Origin of the sequence: Microbacterium aoyamense (genome assembly GCF_023155855.1) — a bacterium.
GTDB lineage: Bacteria > Actinomycetota > Actinomycetes > Actinomycetales > Microbacteriaceae > Microbacterium > Microbacterium aoyamense.
Window position 1 is genome coordinate 1,124,081 of the sequence record NZ_JAKNUT010000001.1, and the last position, 17,555, is coordinate 1,141,635.

The 17,555-nt window shown below is 71.0% G+C and carries 20 protein-coding genes and 1 riboswitch; of the genes, 12 read left to right on the forward strand and 8 right to left on the reverse strand.

Annotated elements, in window-relative coordinates:
• Positions 1–24 precede the first annotated feature (24 nt).
• On the forward strand, positions 25–480 hold the full coding sequence (locus MA876_RS05795) for a hypothetical protein (RefSeq protein WP_248146844.1): 456 nt from the start codon (positions 25–27) through the stop codon (positions 478–480).
• Between the two features lies 1 nt (position 481).
• Here MA876_RS05795 and MA876_RS05800 read toward each other — a convergent pair whose 3' ends face one another.
• Both MA876_RS05800 and MA876_RS19265 read right to left on the reverse strand, forming a co-directional pair.
• Positions 482–1,300: an ABC-2 transporter permease gene (locus tag MA876_RS05800; RefSeq protein ID WP_248146846.1), complete on the reverse strand. Its 819-nt coding sequence runs from the start codon at positions 1,298–1,300 to the stop codon at positions 482–484.
• A complete protein-coding gene (locus tag MA876_RS19265) occupies positions 1,297–2,931 on the reverse strand; it encodes an ABC transporter ATP-binding protein (protein WP_308221640.1) in 1,635 nt (544 codons plus the stop codon). The genes MA876_RS05800 and MA876_RS19265 overlap by 4 nt, the downstream gene beginning before the upstream one ends.
• Positions 2,932–3,048: 117 nt before the next feature.
• On the opposite strand from MA876_RS19265, the gene MA876_RS05810 reads away from it, so the two are divergent.
• The 4 genes from MA876_RS05810 to MA876_RS05825 all read left to right on the forward strand — a co-directional run bounded on the left by MA876_RS05810 (position 3,049) and on the right by MA876_RS05825 (position 6,506).
• Entirely contained in the window at positions 3,049–4,107 is a 1,059-nt protein-coding gene (locus tag MA876_RS05810) for an enoyl-CoA hydratase/isomerase family protein (protein ID WP_248146848.1), read from the forward strand.
• A complete protein-coding gene (locus tag MA876_RS05815; RefSeq protein ID WP_248146850.1) occupies positions 4,107–4,943 on the forward strand; it encodes an LssY C-terminal domain-containing protein in 837 nt (278 codons plus the stop codon). The genes MA876_RS05810 and MA876_RS05815 overlap by 1 nt, the downstream gene beginning before the upstream one ends.
• Positions 4,940–5,455, forward strand: coding sequence for a hypothetical protein (locus tag MA876_RS05820; RefSeq protein ID WP_248146852.1), 516 nt, complete (start codon positions 4,940–4,942; stop codon positions 5,453–5,455). The genes MA876_RS05815 and MA876_RS05820 overlap by 4 nt, the downstream gene beginning before the upstream one ends.
• Before the next feature lie 121 nt (positions 5,456–5,576).
• Entirely contained in the window at positions 5,577–6,506 is a 930-nt protein-coding gene (locus MA876_RS05825) for a nuclease-related domain-containing protein (RefSeq protein ID WP_248146854.1), read from the forward strand.
• A gap of 6 nt (positions 6,507–6,512) precedes the next feature.
• Here the strand turns inward: MA876_RS05825 and MA876_RS05830 are convergent, their stop codons facing one another.
• Positions 6,513–6,884, reverse strand: a complete 372-nt coding sequence (locus MA876_RS05830) for a VOC family protein (RefSeq protein ID WP_248146856.1) — start codon at positions 6,882–6,884, stop codon at positions 6,513–6,515.
• Between the two features lie 38 nt (positions 6,885–6,922).
• A complete protein-coding gene (locus MA876_RS19270; protein WP_248146858.1) occupies positions 6,923–8,593 on the reverse strand; it encodes a D-alanyl-D-alanine carboxypeptidase family protein in 1,671 nt (556 codons plus the stop codon).
• A 34-nt stretch (positions 8,594–8,627) separates the two neighbouring features.
• Positions 8,628–8,737: riboswitch (TPP riboswitch) on the forward strand.
• Here MA876_RS19270 and MA876_RS05840 point away from each other — a divergent pair.
• The 3 genes from MA876_RS05840 (at position 8,732) to MA876_RS05850 (ending at position 11,591) form a co-directional block, all read left to right on the forward strand.
• Entirely contained in the window at positions 8,732–9,367 is a 636-nt protein-coding gene (locus tag MA876_RS05840; protein WP_248146859.1) for an ECF transporter S component, read from the forward strand. It overlaps the preceding riboswitch by 6 nt.
• A complete protein-coding gene (locus tag MA876_RS05845) occupies positions 9,364–10,809 on the forward strand; it encodes an ABC transporter ATP-binding protein (protein ID WP_248146860.1) in 1,446 nt (481 codons plus the stop codon). Before MA876_RS05840 ends, MA876_RS05845 begins: the two co-directional genes overlap by 4 nt.
• A complete protein-coding gene (locus MA876_RS05850; protein WP_248146861.1) occupies positions 10,806–11,591 on the forward strand; it encodes an energy-coupling factor transporter transmembrane component T family protein in 786 nt (261 codons plus the stop codon). Before MA876_RS05845 ends, MA876_RS05850 begins: the two co-directional genes overlap by 4 nt.
• 95 nt (positions 11,592–11,686) lie before the next feature.
• On the opposite strand, the gene MA876_RS05855 is transcribed toward MA876_RS05850, so the two are convergent.
• Complete coding sequence (locus MA876_RS05855) at positions 11,687–12,181, reverse strand: SRPBCC domain-containing protein (protein WP_248146862.1); 495 nt, start codon at positions 12,179–12,181, stop codon at positions 11,687–11,689.
• Positions 12,182–12,312: 131 nt separating this feature from the next.
• Here MA876_RS05855 and MA876_RS05860 point away from each other — a divergent pair, with 131 nt between their 5' ends.
• The 4 genes from MA876_RS05860 (at position 12,313) to MA876_RS05875 (ending at position 15,163) form a co-directional block, all read left to right on the forward strand.
• On the forward strand, positions 12,313–13,074 hold the full coding sequence (locus MA876_RS05860) for an SDR family NAD(P)-dependent oxidoreductase (RefSeq protein WP_248146863.1): 762 nt from the start codon (positions 12,313–12,315) through the stop codon (positions 13,072–13,074).
• Positions 13,071–13,868, forward strand: coding sequence for an enoyl-CoA hydratase/isomerase family protein (locus tag MA876_RS05865; protein ID WP_248146864.1), 798 nt, complete (start codon positions 13,071–13,073; stop codon positions 13,866–13,868). The genes MA876_RS05860 and MA876_RS05865 overlap by 4 nt, the downstream gene beginning before the upstream one ends.
• Positions 13,865–14,692 (forward strand): SDR family oxidoreductase, encoded by an 828-nt coding sequence (locus MA876_RS05870; protein WP_248146866.1) that lies wholly within the window; start codon positions 13,865–13,867, stop codon positions 14,690–14,692. Before MA876_RS05865 ends, MA876_RS05870 begins: the two co-directional genes overlap by 4 nt.
• Positions 14,693–14,797: 105 nt before the next feature.
• Positions 14,798–15,163, forward strand: coding sequence for a VOC family protein (locus MA876_RS05875; RefSeq protein WP_248146868.1), 366 nt, complete (start codon positions 14,798–14,800; stop codon positions 15,161–15,163).
• A gap of 1 nt (position 15,164) precedes the next feature.
• Here the strand turns inward: MA876_RS05875 and MA876_RS05880 are convergent, their stop codons facing one another.
• The 3 genes from MA876_RS05880 to MA876_RS05890 are packed head-to-tail and all read right to left on the reverse strand — an operon-like array spanning position 15,165 to position 17,537.
• Complete coding sequence (locus MA876_RS05880; protein ID WP_248146869.1) at positions 15,165–16,025, reverse strand: Cof-type HAD-IIB family hydrolase; 861 nt, start codon at positions 16,023–16,025, stop codon at positions 15,165–15,167.
• A 24-nt stretch (positions 16,026–16,049) separates the two neighbouring features.
• The gene (locus MA876_RS05885) at positions 16,050–16,691 is read right to left on the reverse strand and encodes a LysE family translocator (protein ID WP_248146871.1); all 642 of its coding nucleotides are present in this window, start codon (positions 16,689–16,691) and stop codon (positions 16,050–16,052) included.
• Positions 16,692–16,709: 18 nt separating this feature from the next.
• Entirely contained in the window at positions 16,710–17,537 is an 828-nt protein-coding gene (locus tag MA876_RS05890; RefSeq protein WP_248146873.1) for a hypothetical protein, read from the reverse strand.
• Between the last annotated feature and the right edge of the window lie 18 nt (positions 17,538–17,555).

A 17,555-nucleotide genomic window follows, 5' to 3' on the forward strand; every position in this document is an offset into this window, starting at 1 on the left:
ACCGTCGCTGGCAGACTGGGGGGCATGGTGACCTTGCTGCTCGATTCGACGCAGCTCGAGGTCGTGCTCTCGGGGTCCGAGAAGGCTCTCGCATTCCGCAAGGGGAATGTTGCCATCGAGCGATCGACGATCGCGAAGGTGCAGCTGACGGACGATGCCTGGACGTGGCTCCGGGGCGTGCGCTCGCCGGGCACCCACATCCCCGGCGTCCTCGCGATGGGGACGTGGCGCTCGACCGGGGCGACCGACTTCGCGATCATCCGCAGGCACCGGCCGGCCGTCGTGATCGACCTCGACGGGCATCCCGAGTTCCAGCGGATCGTACTCACGACGCGTCACGGCCTCGAACTCGTCCAGGCCCTGCAGCTCGACGTCGCAGGCGCTGCCGCCGACGTCGTCGAGCTCGCCGCCGAGTCGGCGCCGCCGACCGCGAAGAAGCCGCGGACGCGCAAGGCGCGGACCGCGGCTCCTGCCGTCTGACTCAGCTGACGTCGCGGCGCCAGCTCGCGAGGTAGCCGATCACGAGGAACACGACGGCGTAGCCGAGGAGAACGGCCCCGCCGACCCACCATTCGAGTGCGTCGCCGCTCTCGCCGCTCGGGCTGACCGAGAAGACGCTCGCACCGACGAGGATGTCGCTCGCGGCGCCGGGGAGGAAGCGCGTGGCGTCGGAGAGGCCTTCGACGAAGGATGCCGCGGCCCGAGCGACCGGCTCGAGGAACTGCGTGAACACGAGCACGCCGACGATCGCGCCGACCTGATTGCGCACGAGGGCGCCGACGCCGATGCCGATCAGCACCCACAGGACGTAGGCGAGCAGCATCCGTCCGAGCAGCGCCCACGTGTCGGGCGACGTCAGCTCGGTGTCGAGCCCGTACCCCGAGACGAAGCCGGCGGCGGGGCCGACGGACGCGACGATCCCGATGACACCGAAGAGCACGCCGACCACGACCCCGCAGAGGATCTTCGCCCACAGCACGGTTCCGCGCCGGGGAGTGGCCAGGAACGTCGGTGTGAGCGTCTTGTGGCGGAACTCGCCCGTCACCAGCAGCGTCCCGATGAGGAGGGGGAACACGTACCCGACGGAGGTCGCCGCACTGTACAGCGTGCCGGCGATGCCGTCGGACGGGAACTGCGGTCCGGCGTCGCCGAGGGCACCGGTCGCCGAGGCGGCGAACACGAAGCCCAGCACGGAAGCGGTGAAGCCGACGTAGGCGACGAGGACGATCGCGAGGATCCACCACATCGACGTCGTGAACTGCTTCGTGACCTCGGATCGGGTCGCGGCGGCGAGGCTCATCGCTGCTCACCTCCCTCGTTCTCGTCGCGGTGATCGGCGGGTTCCGCCCATTCCGAGTCCTGGTCGACCAGCGAGCCGAACTCCTCCGTCGCTTCGGCGGTCTCCTGCTCGTCAGCGGTCGGCGGCTTCTCGTCCTTCGTCGTGTCGAAGGACGAGAAGAACGCGTCCGCGTCGACGTCCGAGGTCGTCTTGTCGTACGTGTCGAAGGGGCGTTCGTCGGTGCCGGCTTCGGCGTTCTCGAGCTCTTGATCGACCTCGCCGAGAGCCTCGACATCGGGGTCTGCGTCGACCGGCGCGACGGGATCCGCTTCGGGGAAGACAGCGTCGGCGGCGAGCCCCTCGGGAAGGGGCTCCGAGTCGACAGGAGCCGCGGCATCCGTCGCCTCGTCCTCCGCCTCGCTCGCGACCGGTACGACGTCGATCACGCCCGTCGCCGCGACGGCGAACGCGTGGGGTGCCTCGAGATCGATCGGCTGCGCTTCGGCGACGGGGATGGTGCCCGTCGCGACGGTCTCGCCGGACGTCGATGTCGCGAAGGCTGCCCCGGCGACGGCTGCTTCGGGTGCTCCCGCTCCCGTCGGACCGCCCGTCGCCTCGACTTCGAGCTCCTCGGCGACCGACGCGGCCTCTTCGGGCGAGGCCGGTTCGGGAACGTCCTCGACCACCGGGTCGGGCATCGCGTCCTCCACGATCGGCACCCCCACGGGAGCCATGGCTCCCGACGCGCTCGCGTGGACGCGCGCGCCGCTCACGAGCTCGAGGAAGACCTCTTCGAGGGCGGGCCCCCTGCGCTGCAGTGACGACAGCGCGACGCCGGCGTCCGCGGTGATCACGCCGACCTCGGCGGGCGTCAGGTTGCGCACCGTCACACCCGAGCGGAGCACTTCGAACGGCACGTCGGCACTCGTCAGAGCATCCGCGAGGGACGCCCGGTCCGGAGCATCCACCACCGTCGCGTACTCGGTCGGATCGGCGAGCTCGTCGAGCCCGCCCTGGAAGACGAGTCGCCCCTGCGAGACGATCAGGAGCGCGTCCACCGTCTGCTGCACTTCGGTCAGCAGGTGCGACGAGATCAGAACCGTGCGGCCCTCGCGCGCGAGCTGGCGCAGGAATCCGCGCATCCAGCGGATGCCCTCGGGATCGAGGCCGTTCGCGGGCTCGTCGAGCACGAGCACGCCCGGGTCGCCCAGCAGCGCGTACGCGAGGCCGAGGCGCTGCCGCATGCCGAGTGAGAACCCGCCGACCTTGCGGCCCGCGGCATCCGACAATCCGACCAGGCCGAGCACTTCGTCGACGCGGGCGTCCGAGATCCTCGCGGCCCTCGCGTAGACGCGCAGGTGATTGGCCGCGGTGCGGCCGGGGTGGAAGCTGGATGCCTCGAGCACCGCACCGACCGTCTGAAGGGGCTGCGGGAGCTTCGCGTACGGCACGCCGCCGATGGTCGCCCGCCCGCTCGTGGGGCGCACGAGGCCGAGCAGGATCCGCAGGCTCGTCGTCTTGCCGGCGCCGTTGGGGCCGAGGAAGCCGGTGACGCGTCCGGGCTCGACGCGCGCCGTGAAGTCCGACACCGCCGCGACGGCGCCGAAGCGCTTGGTCACGCCGGAGAACTCCAGCACCTGTCCTTCGGGCATGCCGCACCCTCTCGTCGTCGGAAGCCGTTCTCGCTATCTTTGCGGAAATCGCCCCCCGCGTGCGGGAAATATCCTCGCGCGGCACTTCGCTCGAGGGCTGCCGGTAGCCTGTCCCTCGTGAGCGACGCCCCGGAATCCACCGTTCTCTCCCGCGTGCAGGGGAGCCTCGGGCACATCACCCTCAATCGCCCACGCGCGATCAATGCGCTGGATCTCGGCATGATCCGCTCGATCGCCGACACGCTGGATCGCTGGCAGACCGACACCGACGTCGATGTCGTGGTCCTCGACGGAGCGGGGGATCGCGGCTTCTGCGCGGGCGGTGACGTGCGCGGTCTCGCCGAGCAGATCTCTTCAGGCGATCCGGGCGCCACGGCGACGTTCTTCCGCGCCGAGTACGCCCTCAACGCCCGCATCGCGGAGTACTCGACGCCCATCGTCGCGCTCGCCGACGGCATCACGATGGGCGGGGGCATCGGCCTGGCGGGTCACGCGGCGATCCGGGTCGTGACCGAGCGGTCGAAGCTCGCCATGCCCGAGACCCGCATCGGCTTCACTCCCGACGTGGGCGGGACGTGGCTGCTCGCGCGCTCGCCGGGTCGGCTCGGAGAGTTCTTCGGGCTGACGGGATCGACGATGGATGCCTCGGACGCGATCTACACCGGCTTCGCCGACTACTTCGTGCCCAGCGAGCACCTCGACGCGGTGCGCGAGGCCCTCGAGACGCGCGCCGACCCGACGAGCCCGACCGAGATCGTGCTGCTCTTCGACGAGACACCACCGCCGTCCCGCCTCGTCGCGGCGCGCGCGTGGATCGACGACGCCTTCGCCGCCGACACCGTCGCCGGAATCGTCGAACGGCTGCGCGCGCGGCCCGAGGCCGAGGCATCCGCCACCGCCGATCTGCTCGAGGAGCTCTCGCCGACGGGGCTCGCGGTGACCCTCGCCGCCGTCCGGCGGGCGCGCGAACTGCCCGACCTTCGGGCCGCCCTCGCACAGGAATACGGCCTCGTCCTGTGGTTCGCGCACACGCAGCCCGACCTGATCGAGGGCATCCGGGCGCAGCTCATCGACAAGGACCGGTCTCCGAAGTGGCGTCCGGCCTCGATCGCCGATCTCGCACCCGACGTCGCCGAGACCGCCCTCGCCTACGCCCCTTCCGCTCCGCTCTGGTGATGAGCGCGCCCGCGAAGACCGAGCGCCGCAGGGCGTACTCGATGGGCGTCGCCGTCGACTGGTTCTTCTTCGTCTTCGCGGGGCTCGCCGCCATCTGGCTCGCCTACCTCAGCTTCACCGAGACGTTCCAGGTCGGGTGGTGGGGCATCCCGTTCGCGATCGCGTTCTGGGTGCTGCTCGCGTACCTCGTCCTGCCTCGGCTGCACCGCATCCTCACGACGATCTACGTGCCCGACTACTTCATCGGTCGCGCGCGCACGAGCGACGGCCTGCTCGGCGATCCCATCAATCTCGCGTTCCTCGGCGAGGGTGCGCAGATCGAGCAGTCGCTGCGCGAAGCGGGCTGGACGAAAGCCGACCCCGTCACGCTGCGCTCCTCGTGGCGGATCATCACGTCGACGATCACGAAGCGCAGCTATCACGAGGCGCCCGTGAGCCCGCTCTTCCTCTTCGGTCGTCAGCAGGACTTCGCGTACCAGCAGGAGGTGGACGGCAACCCCGCGCAGCGCCACCACGTGCGGTTCTGGAAGTGCCCCGACGATTGGCTGCTTCCCGGCGGGCGTCGCGTCGACTGGCTCGCAGCCGGCACCTTCGATACGCGCGTGGGCCTGTCGCTGTTCACACTGCAGGTGACGCACAAGATCGACGCCGACACCGACATCGAGCGTGATCACATCGTCGCGACCGTGACGGATGCCGATACCCGGGTGACCGTGGACGTCATCGCCGACTTCTCCACCGGCTACCACGCGCGCAACGGGGGCGGAGACAGCATCACGACCGATGGAGACCTGCCGGTCGTCGATGTACGCGCGCTGGCGGAGACGGCCTCATGACCTCACGGCCGGAGAAGCGCGCGGCGTTCGAGCCGGCGGAGCGGCTGCTGGCCCCGACCGGGTACGACCCGAGGATGCCGCGCCCCGCGACGACCACGGTCGCGTGCCTTCTCGTCCTGCTGCGCGTCGGTGCCGGGGTCCTCGTGCTGATCGCCCTCGCGAACAACTGGACCGCTCTCCTCCAGGACCCCGATCTCATCGCGGACGGGTGGGATCCCTCGTCCGACGTCGCGCACTACGGCCTCTGGGTCGTGCTGGCGATCGGTGGCATCGTGCTACTGATCGACCTGCTCCTGGCTGTCTTCGTCTACCGCGGTCGCAACTGGGCGCGCATGTTCATGATGGTCGTGACGGTCCTCTCGATCAGCTCGTCGTTCTTCACGTGGTGGGTGCAGGGGCAGGAGATCAAGATCGAGACGACGTTCGTCTCGCTGAGCATCGACATCCTGCTGCTGCTCGCGCTGTCGAGCCGCAGCGCCGCCGCGTACGCGCGTCGCAACGAGAAGCAGTGACGCCCCGGATCCGGCCGTCAACCAGAACATTCCCGTCGAGACCGGCTACCGTTGCCTCTGGTTCGGCGAGGATGGTGTGGTTCGCGGGCTCGCGCCGGCGCGTGGATGTGAGGGGAGTTCCGTGTTCGACAGTCCGCTCTCGGCGTCGGCCTACGAAGTGCTCGGGGTCGAGGCATCCGCCGACGACGAGACGCTCCGCAGGGCCTACCGCCTCCGGCTGCGGCAGACGCACCCCGACACAGGCGGCGACGCGGCGGTGTTCATCCAGGTCCAGCGCGCGTGGGAACTGGTCGGAGAGCCTGCGGCCCGGGCCGCCTACGACCGCGGTCACGGCTTCGGCGCACCGGCGTTCTCGCCGGACGCCCCCGTGTGGCGCCCGGCGCGCGCGACCGCGGACACCCGCCCGCGGGCCCGTTCGCACGGTCAGCCGGGTGGCTGGCGACGCGAGCGCTACCTGACGCTCATGCGCGAGTGGGTCGGCCGCGGCGCGACGCTGGAGGATCCCTACGATCCGGCGCTCGTACGATCCGCGCCCCATCACGTGCGCAGACTTCTCGCGGATGCGCTGGCGGAAGAGGCCACCGCGCGCATCGTCGGCGACCTCGGGATGGGCTACACCGTGTGGCACGACGTCGAGGCGAGCGGGCGCAGCGGTGATCCCGACGCCAAGATCGACCACATCGTGCTCGGCCCGAGCGGCCTCTACGGAGTCCTCTCGGAGGACTTCGGCGGGCCGGTGCGGTTCCGCCGCGGTGAGGTCATCGGCGACGGGGTGCGCGAAGCGCCCATCGCCGGCCTGCTCGCGCGCATGCGCGTCGTCGCCCGCGCCGCCGGCGTGCGCTTCGGTGGCGCGATCGTCGTCCTCCCCGACGACGACGTCGATCAGCCCATCACCGAGCTCGGCAAGGTGCGCGGCACACCCGTCGCGGTGGTCTCGCGCAGCGCGTTGTCGACGGTGCTGCGGCGCGGCGTCACGGGGGTACGCGCGGTCGGGGGCAACGAGTCGTTCGACGTTCGCACGCGCCTGCAGCAGACCGTGCGGTTCGCTTAGCCGCCGCTACGCGGCATCCGGATCCTCCGACCACGCCGCGAGCTCGTTGCCCGCCGGATCGACGAAGTGGAACCGACGGCCGCCCGGGAAGCCGTAGATGTCGTGCCGGATGCTCCCGCCAGACGCGACGACGGCGTCACGCGCGGCTTCGAGATCCGCGACATACAGCACTGCGAGGGGCGCCGCCTGGAGAGTGGCGTCGCCGGTGGTGCCGTTGACGGCGAGGACCGTGCCGCTGCCCGAGGTGTCGACGTATTCGGGACCGTAGCTCGTGAACTCCCAGCCGAACGCGGCGGTGTAGAAGTCACGGGCCGCGCGCACGGCGTCGGCGCCGTCGGCGCGCAGTTCGACGAGATCGATGTGGTTCGAAGTGGGCATGGCACCGGTCTAGCACCGGGCGCCGACACCGTCGAGGGTCAGTCGAGTCCGAGGAGTGCGAGCGGGTGGGTGAGTCGCCACCACGCGCTCGGCGGCTCGATGTCCTCGCCGAGCTGCAGATCCACCGTCGTCCGGTCCAGCGGTCCCGTGACGGTGAGGCTCCCGACCTCGGCGCCCTTCGCGCGCGCGTCGCCGAGCGAGAAGGTGGTCTCGGCCGTTCCGGATCCGCCGTTCCAGAGGATCACCGACGCATCCGTCGTCGTCACGATCGGCACGTCCTGACCCCACTCGGTCGTCACGCGACCCACCGAGGTGCCGGCGGTCACCGACGGTACGGGCTGCAGTTCGGCTTCGAGCTGGGTGTAGAGGGCTCGGGATGCCGCGACCCGCGTCGCATCGTCGGGCTGGATGAGTACCGATGCGTAAGCGCGGACGACCGTTTCGCCGATCGTGATGTCCTTCGCGGAGAGCAGGTTGTAGCCGACGAGCGTGCCGGTCTTGATGCCGAGCACGCCGGGGTCCGCGAGGAGCCCGTTGGAATTCTGCACGAGTCCGGCTCCGGGCAGCTCGACGGCCGGCGTCGCGACGATGCCGGCGATGACGGGGTTCGCGAGTGCCTTCTGTCCCAGCGCGAGTAGCGCTTCGGGGGTCGCGACGTTGCCGGGATCCATCCCGGTCGGCTCGACGACCGTGACACCGTCGATGCCGTGGGAGCGCAGCCAGCTGTTCGCGGCAGCGGCGAAAACGGCGTCGGTCGGCCAGAGGTTGCCGGCGAGCCGATCCGCGTAGTTGTTCGCCGAACCGATGAGCATGCCCTGGAGCATCTGGAACTCGGTGAGGGATCCGCCGACGGGCACGTCGAGTGCGGATTCGCCGTTGTCGCGATACGACCAGTAGCGCGCGCGGTCGCTGTACGAGAACCGGAACTCAGGACCCTGCTCACCCGCCGCGAGCGGCATCTCCTCGAGAACGACGAGGGCGGTCACGACCTTCGTGATGCTCGCCATGGGCTGCAGGTCGCCGGTCGTCGCAAGGCTGCCGGGGATGCCGGCGACCGATAGGGAGGCGCTGCCCTGCGCCGGCCACGCCGGAGCCGCGGCCGCGGCGGGAACCGGCTGCACCGCCATCGCCTCGACGGACGGGGCGACCTCGTGCAGCGGCCACAGCAGAGCGCCGGCCGCATAGACCCCGAGGACGCCGGCGACGAGCACCGTCGGAACGACGACGCTCGGTCGGAACGGCGAGCGACGGGGGCGCCGCTCGAGCAGGTCGGGTGCCTCCGCCTCGGGCTTCGTGCCGTCCGTGAGCGACGCGGGGGAGCGGCGGAGGGAGGCTTCGGTGACCCACGTGAGGGCCGGCGGCGCGATCGGCGCGGGTGGCGCCGGTGTCGTGGAACCGTCGGGGGTCACCGGAGCGTCCGGCGCCGCGGGCTGGGCCGGCGCATTCACGGCGGCGGAAGCATCCGGCAACGCGGGAGCGGCGGGAACCGGCGGCGCCGTGGAGACGGATGACGTGCCGCCCACCGCGTCCGCAGCTTCCGGGATCGGGGATCGCGGTGCGCGGGACGAGACGTACGGCGGCTTCGTGATCGGCGGGTGCGCGGGCTTCTCCTCCGCGGCGAGGGTCGCCGTCTCGCCCGTGACCTCACCGGGCGCGCCCGCGCTGCGGAGTGCGCGCCGCGATCGAGCGGGGGGATCTTCCGAGGTCACCCGCCTACGGTACCCCGCCGAACGCTATACTCATGGCCACAACCACGGGAGTCCGGTGAGCCGGGCTGAGAGGAAGCGATCCACGCTTCGACCGTCGAACCTGATCCGGATCATGCCGGCGCAGGGAGGGAGCATCCGATGCACACGTCCACGTCCGCATCCATCACCACCAGCCGTTTCCGCTGGCGCGTCGTCGACATCGTCGTCGCCAGCGTCATCGGTGTCGCCTCCGGCGTCCTGTTCTGGCTGTGGGGGCTCGCCTGGCCGGGCCTCGACACGGCGCTGTCGTTCACCCCGGGGCTGTCCGGACTCCTCGCGGGCGGCTGGCTGTTCGCGGGCGTGCTGGGCGGACTCGTCGTGCGCAAGCCGGGCGCGGCGCTCTACGCCGAGGTCGTCGCGGCGGTCGTCTCGATGGCGCTCGGCACGCAGTGGGCGTTCCTGACGCTCGTATGGGGAGTCGTGCAGGGACTCGCCGCAGAACTCGGCTTCGCCGTCTTCGCGTACGCGAACTGGCGCCTCGTCGCCGCCCTCGTCTCGGGTGCGTTCGCGGGCGTCGCGGTCGCGCTCCTCGACACGAACTTCTCGTCGGTGGCGGCGCTGTCCGCCGAAGCGCGGGCGGTCTACTTCGTCTCGGCGGTCGTGTCGGGCATCCTCATCGCCGGACTCCTCTCGTGGGTCGTCGTGCGCGCGCTCGCCGCGACGGGTGCCCTCGATCGCTTCGCCGCAGGGCGCGAGGCGCGATCGCGCGAGGCAGAGCCCGCCGACGCCGCGTGAGCGGCGCGCGCGTCGTCGCGCGCGGGTGGGGATGGCGGCACGCGGGCCGGCGCCGCTGGGCGGTGTCGCACCTCGACCTCGACCTGCAGGCGGGCCAGCGCGTGCTCCTGCTGGGTGCGAGCGGGTCGGGCAAGAGCACGGTGCTCCGCGGACTCGCGGGCGTGCTGGGCGATGCCGAGGACGGCGAAGCCGCGGGCGAGCTGACGATCGACGGCGCGGCCGCGGCATCCCTCCGCGGCGTCGCAGGGCTCGTGCTGCAGGACCCCGACGCGCAGGTGATCCTGGCGCGCGTCGGCGATGACATCGCGTTCGCGTGCGAGAACCTGGGCGTCGCACGCGACGAGATCTGGCGGCGTGTGGATCGGGCGATGGATGCCGTCGGCCTGCCCTTCACGCGGGATCACCCCACCACGCGCCTGTCGGGCGGGCAGAAGCAGCGTCTCGCCCTGGCCGGCGTGCTCGCGATGCAGCCCCGCCTGCTGCTGCTGGACGAACCGACGGCGAACCTCGATCCCGAGGGAGCGGAGGAGGTCCGGGATGCCGTCATCCGCGCGGCTGCGCAGACCGGCGCGACCCTGGTCGTCGTCGAGCACCGGGTGTCGCTGTGGGCGGACCACGTCGACCGGGTCATCGTGCTCGGCGAGACGGGCGTGCTCGCCGACGGCGCGCCCGACGCGGTCTTCGCGAGTCACGAGCGCGAACTGACCGCTGCCGGCGTGTGGGTGCCGGGCGTTCCGCCGGCGTTCGCCGCCGCGGATCGGACCGGATCGGGCGATCTGCTCCTCGGTGCCCGCGACCTCGGCGTGGGCCGACGGGCGTTCGGCGCGAAGACGGCGGTGCCCGCGGCATCCGGGATCTCCCTCGACGTGCGCGCGGGGCGCGCGCTCGCCGTCACGGGGCCGAACGGCGCGGGCAAGTCGACCCTCGCGCTGACGCTCGCAGGTTTGCTCGAGCCGGTCGCGGGCGACCTCGCCGCGACCGACGAGCTGCGCGTCGGGCTTCATCCCGCGCCCGCGCGCTGGCGGTCACGCGAGCTGCTCACCCGCATCGGCACGGTGTTCCAGGCGCCGGAGCATCAGCTGCTGACCTCCCGCGTGCGCGACGAGCTCGCCGTCGGACCACGCGCGCTGGGGCTCGACGCCGCACAGATGGCGGAGCGCGTCGATCCGCTCCTCGAGCGCCTGCGGCTGACGCATCTCGTGGCCGTCAACCCGTTCACGCTGTCGGGCGGCGAGAAGCGTCGCCTCACGGTCGCGGCGGCACTGGCGACACGGCCGCGCGTCCTGGTGCTCGACGAGCCGACGTACGGGCAGGACGCCCGCACGTGGCGCGAGCTCGCGGCGCTCATCGACGACGTGCGCGCGCAGGGCACGGGCGTCCTCTTCGTCTCGCATGACCGCGAGCTCGTCGAGGCGCTCGCCGATCACGAGGTCGCGCTGTGAGTCTCGTCGACCTGGACCTCCGCCACACCCGTCTCGGCCGCAGGAACCCCGTCGCGAAGCTCGCGGCCGCCGGCATCCTCTCGGTCACCCTTCTGCTGTCGATCGATCCCGTGTCGGCAGGCGTCACGCTCGGCCTCACTCTGCTGCTGCTCCCCTTCGCCGAGATCCCGGCGCGCGCGCTCTGGCTGCGGGTGTGGCCGATCGCGGTCGGCGCGCTCATCGCCGCGGGCGCGACCGTGCTCTACGGGCGCTCGGCCGGAGAGGTGTACGTCGAGTGGGGTCTCCTGCGCATCAGCGAGGGATCCATCGACCTGGCGCTGGCGATCTTCCTGCGTGTGCTCGCGATCGCGCTGCCGAGCATCATCCTGTTCGTCACGACCGACCCGACCGATCTCGCCGACGGTCTGGCGCAGATCGTCCGGCTGCCCGCACGCTTCGTGGTCGGTGCGCTGGCGGGTCTGCGGCTCGTCGGGCTGCTCATCGACGACTGGCGTGAGCTGTCGCTCGCGCGCCGCGCGCGAGGGGTGGCGGATGCCGGGCGCCTGCGCCGCTTCGCAGGTCAGGCGTTCGCGCTGTTCGTGCTCGCGATCCGGCGCGGCACGAAGCTCGCGACCGCGATGGAGGCGCGAGGCTTCGACGCGCCCGTCGTGCGGACGTGGGCGCGGCGGTCGGTGCTGCGCTGGCCGGATGCCGGGCTCGTCGCCCTCGCGGCGGCGATCGCCGCGGCATCCGTCCTCGCCGCGGTCCTCGCCGGAACCTGGCGCTTCATCCTCGGCCTGTGACGGACCCCGTCCTCGCGAGCCGTCGCATTCGGCCGCTTCGGCGCGGTTGCGACGGCCGTTCGCGACGGCTCGCGCTCCCGCCGGACGACCTGCCGTCAGTCGGCGGCGACGAGCCGCTCGTACTCGCCTTGCAGGGCCGGGTAGTAGTCGTCCCACACGATCGAGCCGCAGTCGACGCCGGCCTGCGCGCAGACGAGCCGGTCGAGGTAGTACTCCCAGCCTGGACCGATCGAGCCGACGTCGTCGGTCGGGTTGAGCCGGTGACCGAAAGCGAGAGTCGTCTTGCCGTCCGATGCGGCGAGCTCGAACCAGAGGTGCCAGCCGCTCGCGGTCGTGCCCGCGAAGCGTCGCGGAGGCTCGCAGGTCTCGATCGCGTACGCCTCGCCGGGGATGTCCTCGCCCTCCGCAGTCATGAAGAACGTCACCGAACCGGTCTGCGGATCGCCTTCCCACCGGCCGATCCAGCGCTCGAGACGGGCCGACTCCGTCAGGTCGCGCCACGCGTCGTGGACCGAGACGTCGAGCTGCCTCGTGAGCACGAGGTGCGGCGCGTCGTCGATCTTGCGGATGCTTCCTGAGATCGCGCTCATGACGCGATGCTCCCACGTGACGCCGTCGCGTGCCAGTGACCGGGTTCTCCGTGACACTGCGTCCTGCGTAAGCTGGGATGCGATCCCGCGATGCAGCTCGATGTCGGCGCGGGCCGTTCGAAGGAGAACCCATGGAGCTCACGGGCACCTCAGCACTTGTGACCGGCGGCGCGAGCGGGCTCGGTCTGGCGACCGTGAAGCGCCTGACCGACGCCGGCGCCAAGGTCACCATCGTCGATCTTCCCTCGTCGCCCGGCCCCGACGTCGCCGCCGAACTCGGTGCGCGCTTCGCCCCCGCCGACGTCACCGACCCCGAGCAGGTCGCCGCCGCCGTGGCTTCGGCCGCCGAGGACGGGCCGCTGCGCGTCGTGGTGAACTGCGCCGGCATCGCCCCGCCGGCGAAGGTCCTCGACCGCGAGGGCAACCCGAATCCTCTTGCGCCGTTCGAGAAGATCATCCGCATCAACCTCATCGGCACGTACAACGTCATCAGCCAGGCCGCCGCCGTCATGGCGCGCACCGGTCCGGCAGAGGGCGGGGACCGCGGCGTCATCGTCAACACCGCGTCGGTCGCCGCGTTCGACGGGCAGATCGGCCAGCCCGCCTATGCGGCGAGCAAGGGCGGCGTGCACGCCATGACGCTGCCGATCGCTCGCGAGCTCGCGCGCTTCGGCATCCGCGTGCTCACGATCGCTCCCGGCATCATGGAAACGCCCATGCTCATGGGCCTTCCGCAGGAGGCGCAGGACTCCCTCGGCCAGCAGGTCCCCTACCCCGCCCGCCTCGGCCGGCCCGATGAGTACGCGCGCCTCGTGCTCTCGATCGTCGACAACGGCTATCTCAACGGCGAGACCATCCGCCTCGACGGCGCGATCAGAATGGCACCGAAGTGACCGACAGCATCCTCCTTTCGATCGAGTCGGGCCTCGCCCGCGTGACGTTCCACCGTCCTGCGTCCCTCAACGCGATGGACTTCGAGATGGGTGCCCGCTGGCGTGACATCGCGCACGACGTCACGTCCGACGACAGCGTCGGCGCCGTGATCCTGGATGCCGTCGGCCCGGCGTTCTGCGCGGGCGGCGACGTCATCGCGATGGGCTCTTCGGGTGCCGCGGGCATGGACGTCACGGGCGCGGCGCATGTCATCCATGACGGTATCCGCACGTTCGTCGAGTCCGATAAGCCGATCGTCGCCGCCGTTCAGGGCGCCGTCGCGGGCGGCGGGCTCGGGCTCATGCTCACGGCTGACTACATCGTGTCGTCCGACGCCGCGAAGTTCGTGAGCCGCTACGCCAACATCGGGCTCACGCCCGATCTCGGCGTCTCGACCCTCCTGCCGGCCGCGATCGGCCAGCGGCGCGCGCTGCAGCTGCTGCTGCAGGACACGACGATCGACGCGGCGACCGCGCTGGACTGGGGTCTCGTGACCGAGGTCGTGGCTCCGGATGCCGTCGCGGACCGCACTGCCGAGGTCGCGCGGTTCTGGCTCGAGAACTCGACCGCAGCCTTCGGGCAGGCGAAGCGCCTCGTGCGCACGGGCGTGGGCCGGTCGTTCGCCGACAACCTCGACGACGAGGCGCGGTCGATCGGCGCCCGATTCGACACCACCGATGCCAAGACCCGCATCATGGCCTTCGCGATGCGCGCCGCCGAGCGCGCCGCGGCGAAGAAGAAGGAGAACTCATGACGCTCGCCGGCAAGACCATCCTCATGTCGGGCGGCAGCCGCGGCATCGGCCTCGCGATCGCGCTGCGCGCGGCCCGCGATGGCGCCAACATCGCGATCATGGCCAAGACCGACTCGCCGCACCCCAAGCTCGAGGGCACCGTGCATTCGGCGGCCGAAGCGATCCGGGCTGCGGGCGGCAATGCGCTCGGCATCGTCGGCGACGTGCGCAACGACGACGACATCACCGAGGCCGTGCTCAAGACCCAGGGTGAGTTCGGCGGCATCGACATCGTCGTCAACAACGCATCCGTCATCGATCTCTCGCGCTCGTTGGACCTGCCCGCGAAGAAGTACGACCTGATGCAGGACGTCAATGTGCGCGGCACGTTCATGCTCTCGAGGGCGGCGGCGCCCATCCTCAAGGACGCCGAGAACCCGCACATCCTGTCGCTCTCGCCGCCGCTCAACCTCGACCCGAAGTGGCTCGGCGCGCACACCGGCTACACGATGGCGAAGTACGGAATGACGATGGCGACGCTCGGCATGGCGTCGGAGTTCGCGCGTCGCGGGATCGCGGCGAACACGCTGTGGCCGCGGACGACGATCGCGACGGCGGCCGTGCAGTTCGCCCTCGGCGGCGACACCATGATGAAGGTGAGCCGCACGCCCGAGATCTACGCCGACGCCGCCTATGAGATCTTCCTGCAGCCGTCGAGCTCGTACACCGGACAGACCCTCATCGTCGAGGACGTGCTCGAGGCATCCGGCGTCACCGACTTCTCCGGATACGCGGCCGTGCCCGGCACGCCCGACTCCGAGCTCTTCCCCGACATCTTCTTGTAGATCTCGGTCGAGACCGAGCATTCTCGTCGAACCCGAACTGGCGGGCATGTGGTTCGACGAGGATGATCGGTTTCGGCGAACCCGCCGGGCGCGTAGCCTGGCCCCATGGGCGTGCGGAGTCTCTTCCCCATCCTCAACTCGCGCGATCTGCCGAGGCTGGTCGCGTTCTACGAGAATGCGCTCGGGGCGACGGTCGAGTACCGCTTCGCGAGTGGCGACGAGGACGACTACGTCTCGCTCGCGTTCGGGAAGGAGGCGCTCGGCATCGGCCGGGTGCCGGATGCCCCGACCGAGGGCGATCGCGTCGCGCTGTGGTTCTACGTCGACGATGTGGATGCCGCGCACGATGCGTGGCTCGCGGCCGGCGGCATCTCGGTCCAGGCGCCCACGGATATGCCGTGGGGCGAGCGGGTCGCCCAGGTGAGGGACCCCGACGGCAACCTCGCGAACCTCGGCGCGCAGCCCGCCTGAGTCATCCCTCGATCAGACCCAGCCGGACGAAGGCGTTCCACACGCCGTCGTCGGCGACGCTCGTCGTGACGAAGTCCGCGAGGGCCTTGAGCTCGGGCTCGGCGTTGCCCATCGCGACACTCGTGCCGCACACCTCGAACATCTCGACGTCGTTCCAGCTGTCGCCGATGCCGATGACGTCCTGCGGGTCCTCGCCGAGGTGCGCGAGCACCAGTTCGATCGCAGTGCCCTTGTTCGTGCCGAGCAGGCAGACCTCGCCGTTGGATCCACCGGGGAGGGGGATGCTGCCCGGCACGATGTGGAACTCGTCGCCCACCGCGACCTGCAGGCGCTCGAGCCCGTCATCCTCGAGGCTCACGAAAACGGCCTTCGCGATCGCATCCTCCGGTGCGAACGTCACGTCACGGTAGGTGCGCGTCGCAAGGCCCGCGAGCGAGTTCTCGGGCCGGGTCACGCCACGGGCGTCGTCGTCCGCTTGCAGTGCACGGACCCACTCCCGCACGAGTGCCGTCATCCCGGCCGTCGCGAAGACCTCGTCGTCGGTCTGGAGGAAGTAGTGGATGCCGAGATCCTGCATCGCTGTGACGAGACGATCGACGGATGCCGGGGTGAGAAGCCGCGACACGACGAGCTCGTCGCCGACGTAGGCCGTGACACCGCCGTTCGTGACCGCGCCGTCGAAGCCGATCGCGAGCACCGCGGGGTCGATGTCGCCCTGTGCACGTCCCGTGCACAGGAGCACCCGATGACCGGCCGCTCTCGCCGTCTGGATCGCGTCGACCGTCGAGGCGGCGACGCGCGACCCGTGTTCGAGGATGGTTCCGTCGACGTCGATGAACACGATGCGTGAGAGGGATGCCATGCATCCATTCTCCCGCCGAAGCCGTCAGTGCTTCGCGCCGCCGGTGAACAGGAGGATGCCGCCGAGCCCGATCATGAGCCCTCCGCCCGTCGCGGTGAGTGCCTCGATGCGTTTGGGGGACTTGCCGAACCACGACCTCGCGCCGGCGGCCGCGAGCGCCCACGCGCCGTCCGAGACGAGGGCGAGGACGAAGAAGACGAGCCCGAGCTCGATCATCTGGAGCGGCACCGCCCCCGCCGACAGATCGACGAACTGCGGCAGCACGGCGACGAAGAACGCGATCGTCTTGGGGTTGGTGACGCCGACGACGAAGCCCTCGCCGAGCTGGCGCCAGTGCGAGCGCGGAAGGGTGTCGGCCGTCGCGGCGCGCGCGGCATCCTTCCGATGACGAATCGCCTGAACGCCGAGGAAGGCCAAGTAGGCGGCACCGGCGATCTTGACGATCGTGAACAGGACGACGGACTGCGCGACGATGCCGCCCACCCCGAGCGCGACGAGCACGATGATCGGGAGGAGACCGCACGCATTGCCGAGCACGCTGAGCAGGCCGCCCGTGCGTCCGAGTGCGAGCGCGCGACCGATCGTGAACAGCACGGACGGGCCGGGGATCACGATGAGCACGAGCGCCGCCAGCGTGAAGGCGAGCAGGTTGTCGACGGGTACCACGACGAGAACGTTAGTCCCTCAGTCGATGCGGCCGAGCACCACCCTGATGCTGTCGTCGTCCGTCCACCAGAAGGCGAGACTCTCGTCGTCGCTCATCTGCGCAGGACGCTCGTCGTCGGCGAGGTCGGCGAAGGGCACGGGGAGGAGGAGTGCGCCCTGCTCCCACGCGTCGCGCGTCGCGCAGCGGGACTTCGTCTCGTCGGCGCCTGAGACCACCAGGCAGAGTGTCTCGTCGCTCTCGATCGTCGGGCTGACGCTCAGCGTCCCGGTGATCCACAGGTCGAGTCCGTAGTACTCGCCCAGCGCCGATTGCCACCTCGGTTGATCGATCGGGAAGGCGGGCGGTGACGCCGAGTCGGGATCCATGTACGCCGCGGCGGCGCCATCCAGCCGGAGGGTGTGCAGGACCACTCCCTCCGGGTCGGTGGCGATCGCGAGCGCCTCGGCCGCGACGGCATCGAGCGGGGGCCCGGAACCCGCCGTCTGCGTCGTGCGCATCTGCGCCCACGCGGTCGCACCGAGGACGAACGCGCAGGCTCCCGTCAGCGCGATGAGCGCCAGGTGCCAGCCGCGCCGCTTCGAGGGACGGATGGATGCCGTGACCTGCGCCGCGCGGGGAAGGCCCGCGGCGGTCAGCGCTGCGTCACTGCTCGCGGCGTCGCCGTCCTCCGGCGCGGCATGCGCCGGAACGGCGCGCGCGAGTTCCTCCAGCTCGACGAGTCGCGCGAGGGCGCGCGGGTCGTTCGCGATGTCGGCGTCCGCGGCGTACGCGCGTCGACGGAGGGCGGCCAACTCCGCGCGGGCTGCGGCATCCATCGCCCCTCCGTCTTCCGACGCCGTCGTCACGTCACCACGGTAGACCCG

Excerpts from the sequence above, each read along its gene's own strand:
- MA876_RS05880 (WP_248146869.1), bottom strand. The coding sequence starts at position 16,025 with ATGGCATCCCTCTCACGCATCGTGTTCATCGACGTCGACGGAACCATC.
- MA876_RS05870 (WP_248146866.1), top strand. The coding sequence starts at position 13,865 with ATGACGCTCGCCGGCAAGACCATCCTCATGTCGGGCGGCAGCCGCGGC.
- MA876_RS05860 (WP_248146863.1), top strand. The coding sequence starts at position 12,313 with ATGGAGCTCACGGGCACCTCAGCACTTGTGACCGGCGGCGCGAGCGGG.
- MA876_RS05820 (WP_248146852.1), top strand. The coding sequence starts at position 4,940 with ATGACCTCACGGCCGGAGAAGCGCGCGGCGTTCGAGCCGGCGGAGCGG.
- MA876_RS05815 (WP_248146850.1), top strand. The coding sequence starts at position 4,107 with ATGAGCGCGCCCGCGAAGACCGAGCGCCGCAGGGCGTACTCGATGGGC.
- MA876_RS05875 (WP_248146868.1), top strand. The coding sequence starts at position 14,798 with ATGGGCGTGCGGAGTCTCTTCCCCATCCTCAACTCGCGCGATCTGCCG.
- MA876_RS05800 (WP_248146846.1), bottom strand. The coding sequence starts at position 1,300 with ATGAGCCTCGCCGCCGCGACCCGATCCGAGGTCACGAAGCAGTTCACG.
- MA876_RS05840 (WP_248146859.1), top strand. The coding sequence starts at position 8,732 with ATGCACACGTCCACGTCCGCATCCATCACCACCAGCCGTTTCCGCTGG.
- MA876_RS19265 (WP_308221640.1), bottom strand. The coding sequence starts at position 2,931 with ATGCCCGAAGGACAGGTGCTGGAGTTCTCCGGCGTGACCAAGCGCTTC.
- MA876_RS05855 (WP_248146862.1), bottom strand. The coding sequence starts at position 12,181 with ATGAGCGCGATCTCAGGAAGCATCCGCAAGATCGACGACGCGCCGCAC.
- MA876_RS05830 (WP_248146856.1), bottom strand. The coding sequence starts at position 6,884 with ATGCCCACTTCGAACCACATCGATCTCGTCGAACTGCGCGCCGACGGC.
- MA876_RS05795 (WP_248146844.1), top strand. The coding sequence starts at position 25 with ATGGTGACCTTGCTGCTCGATTCGACGCAGCTCGAGGTCGTGCTCTCG.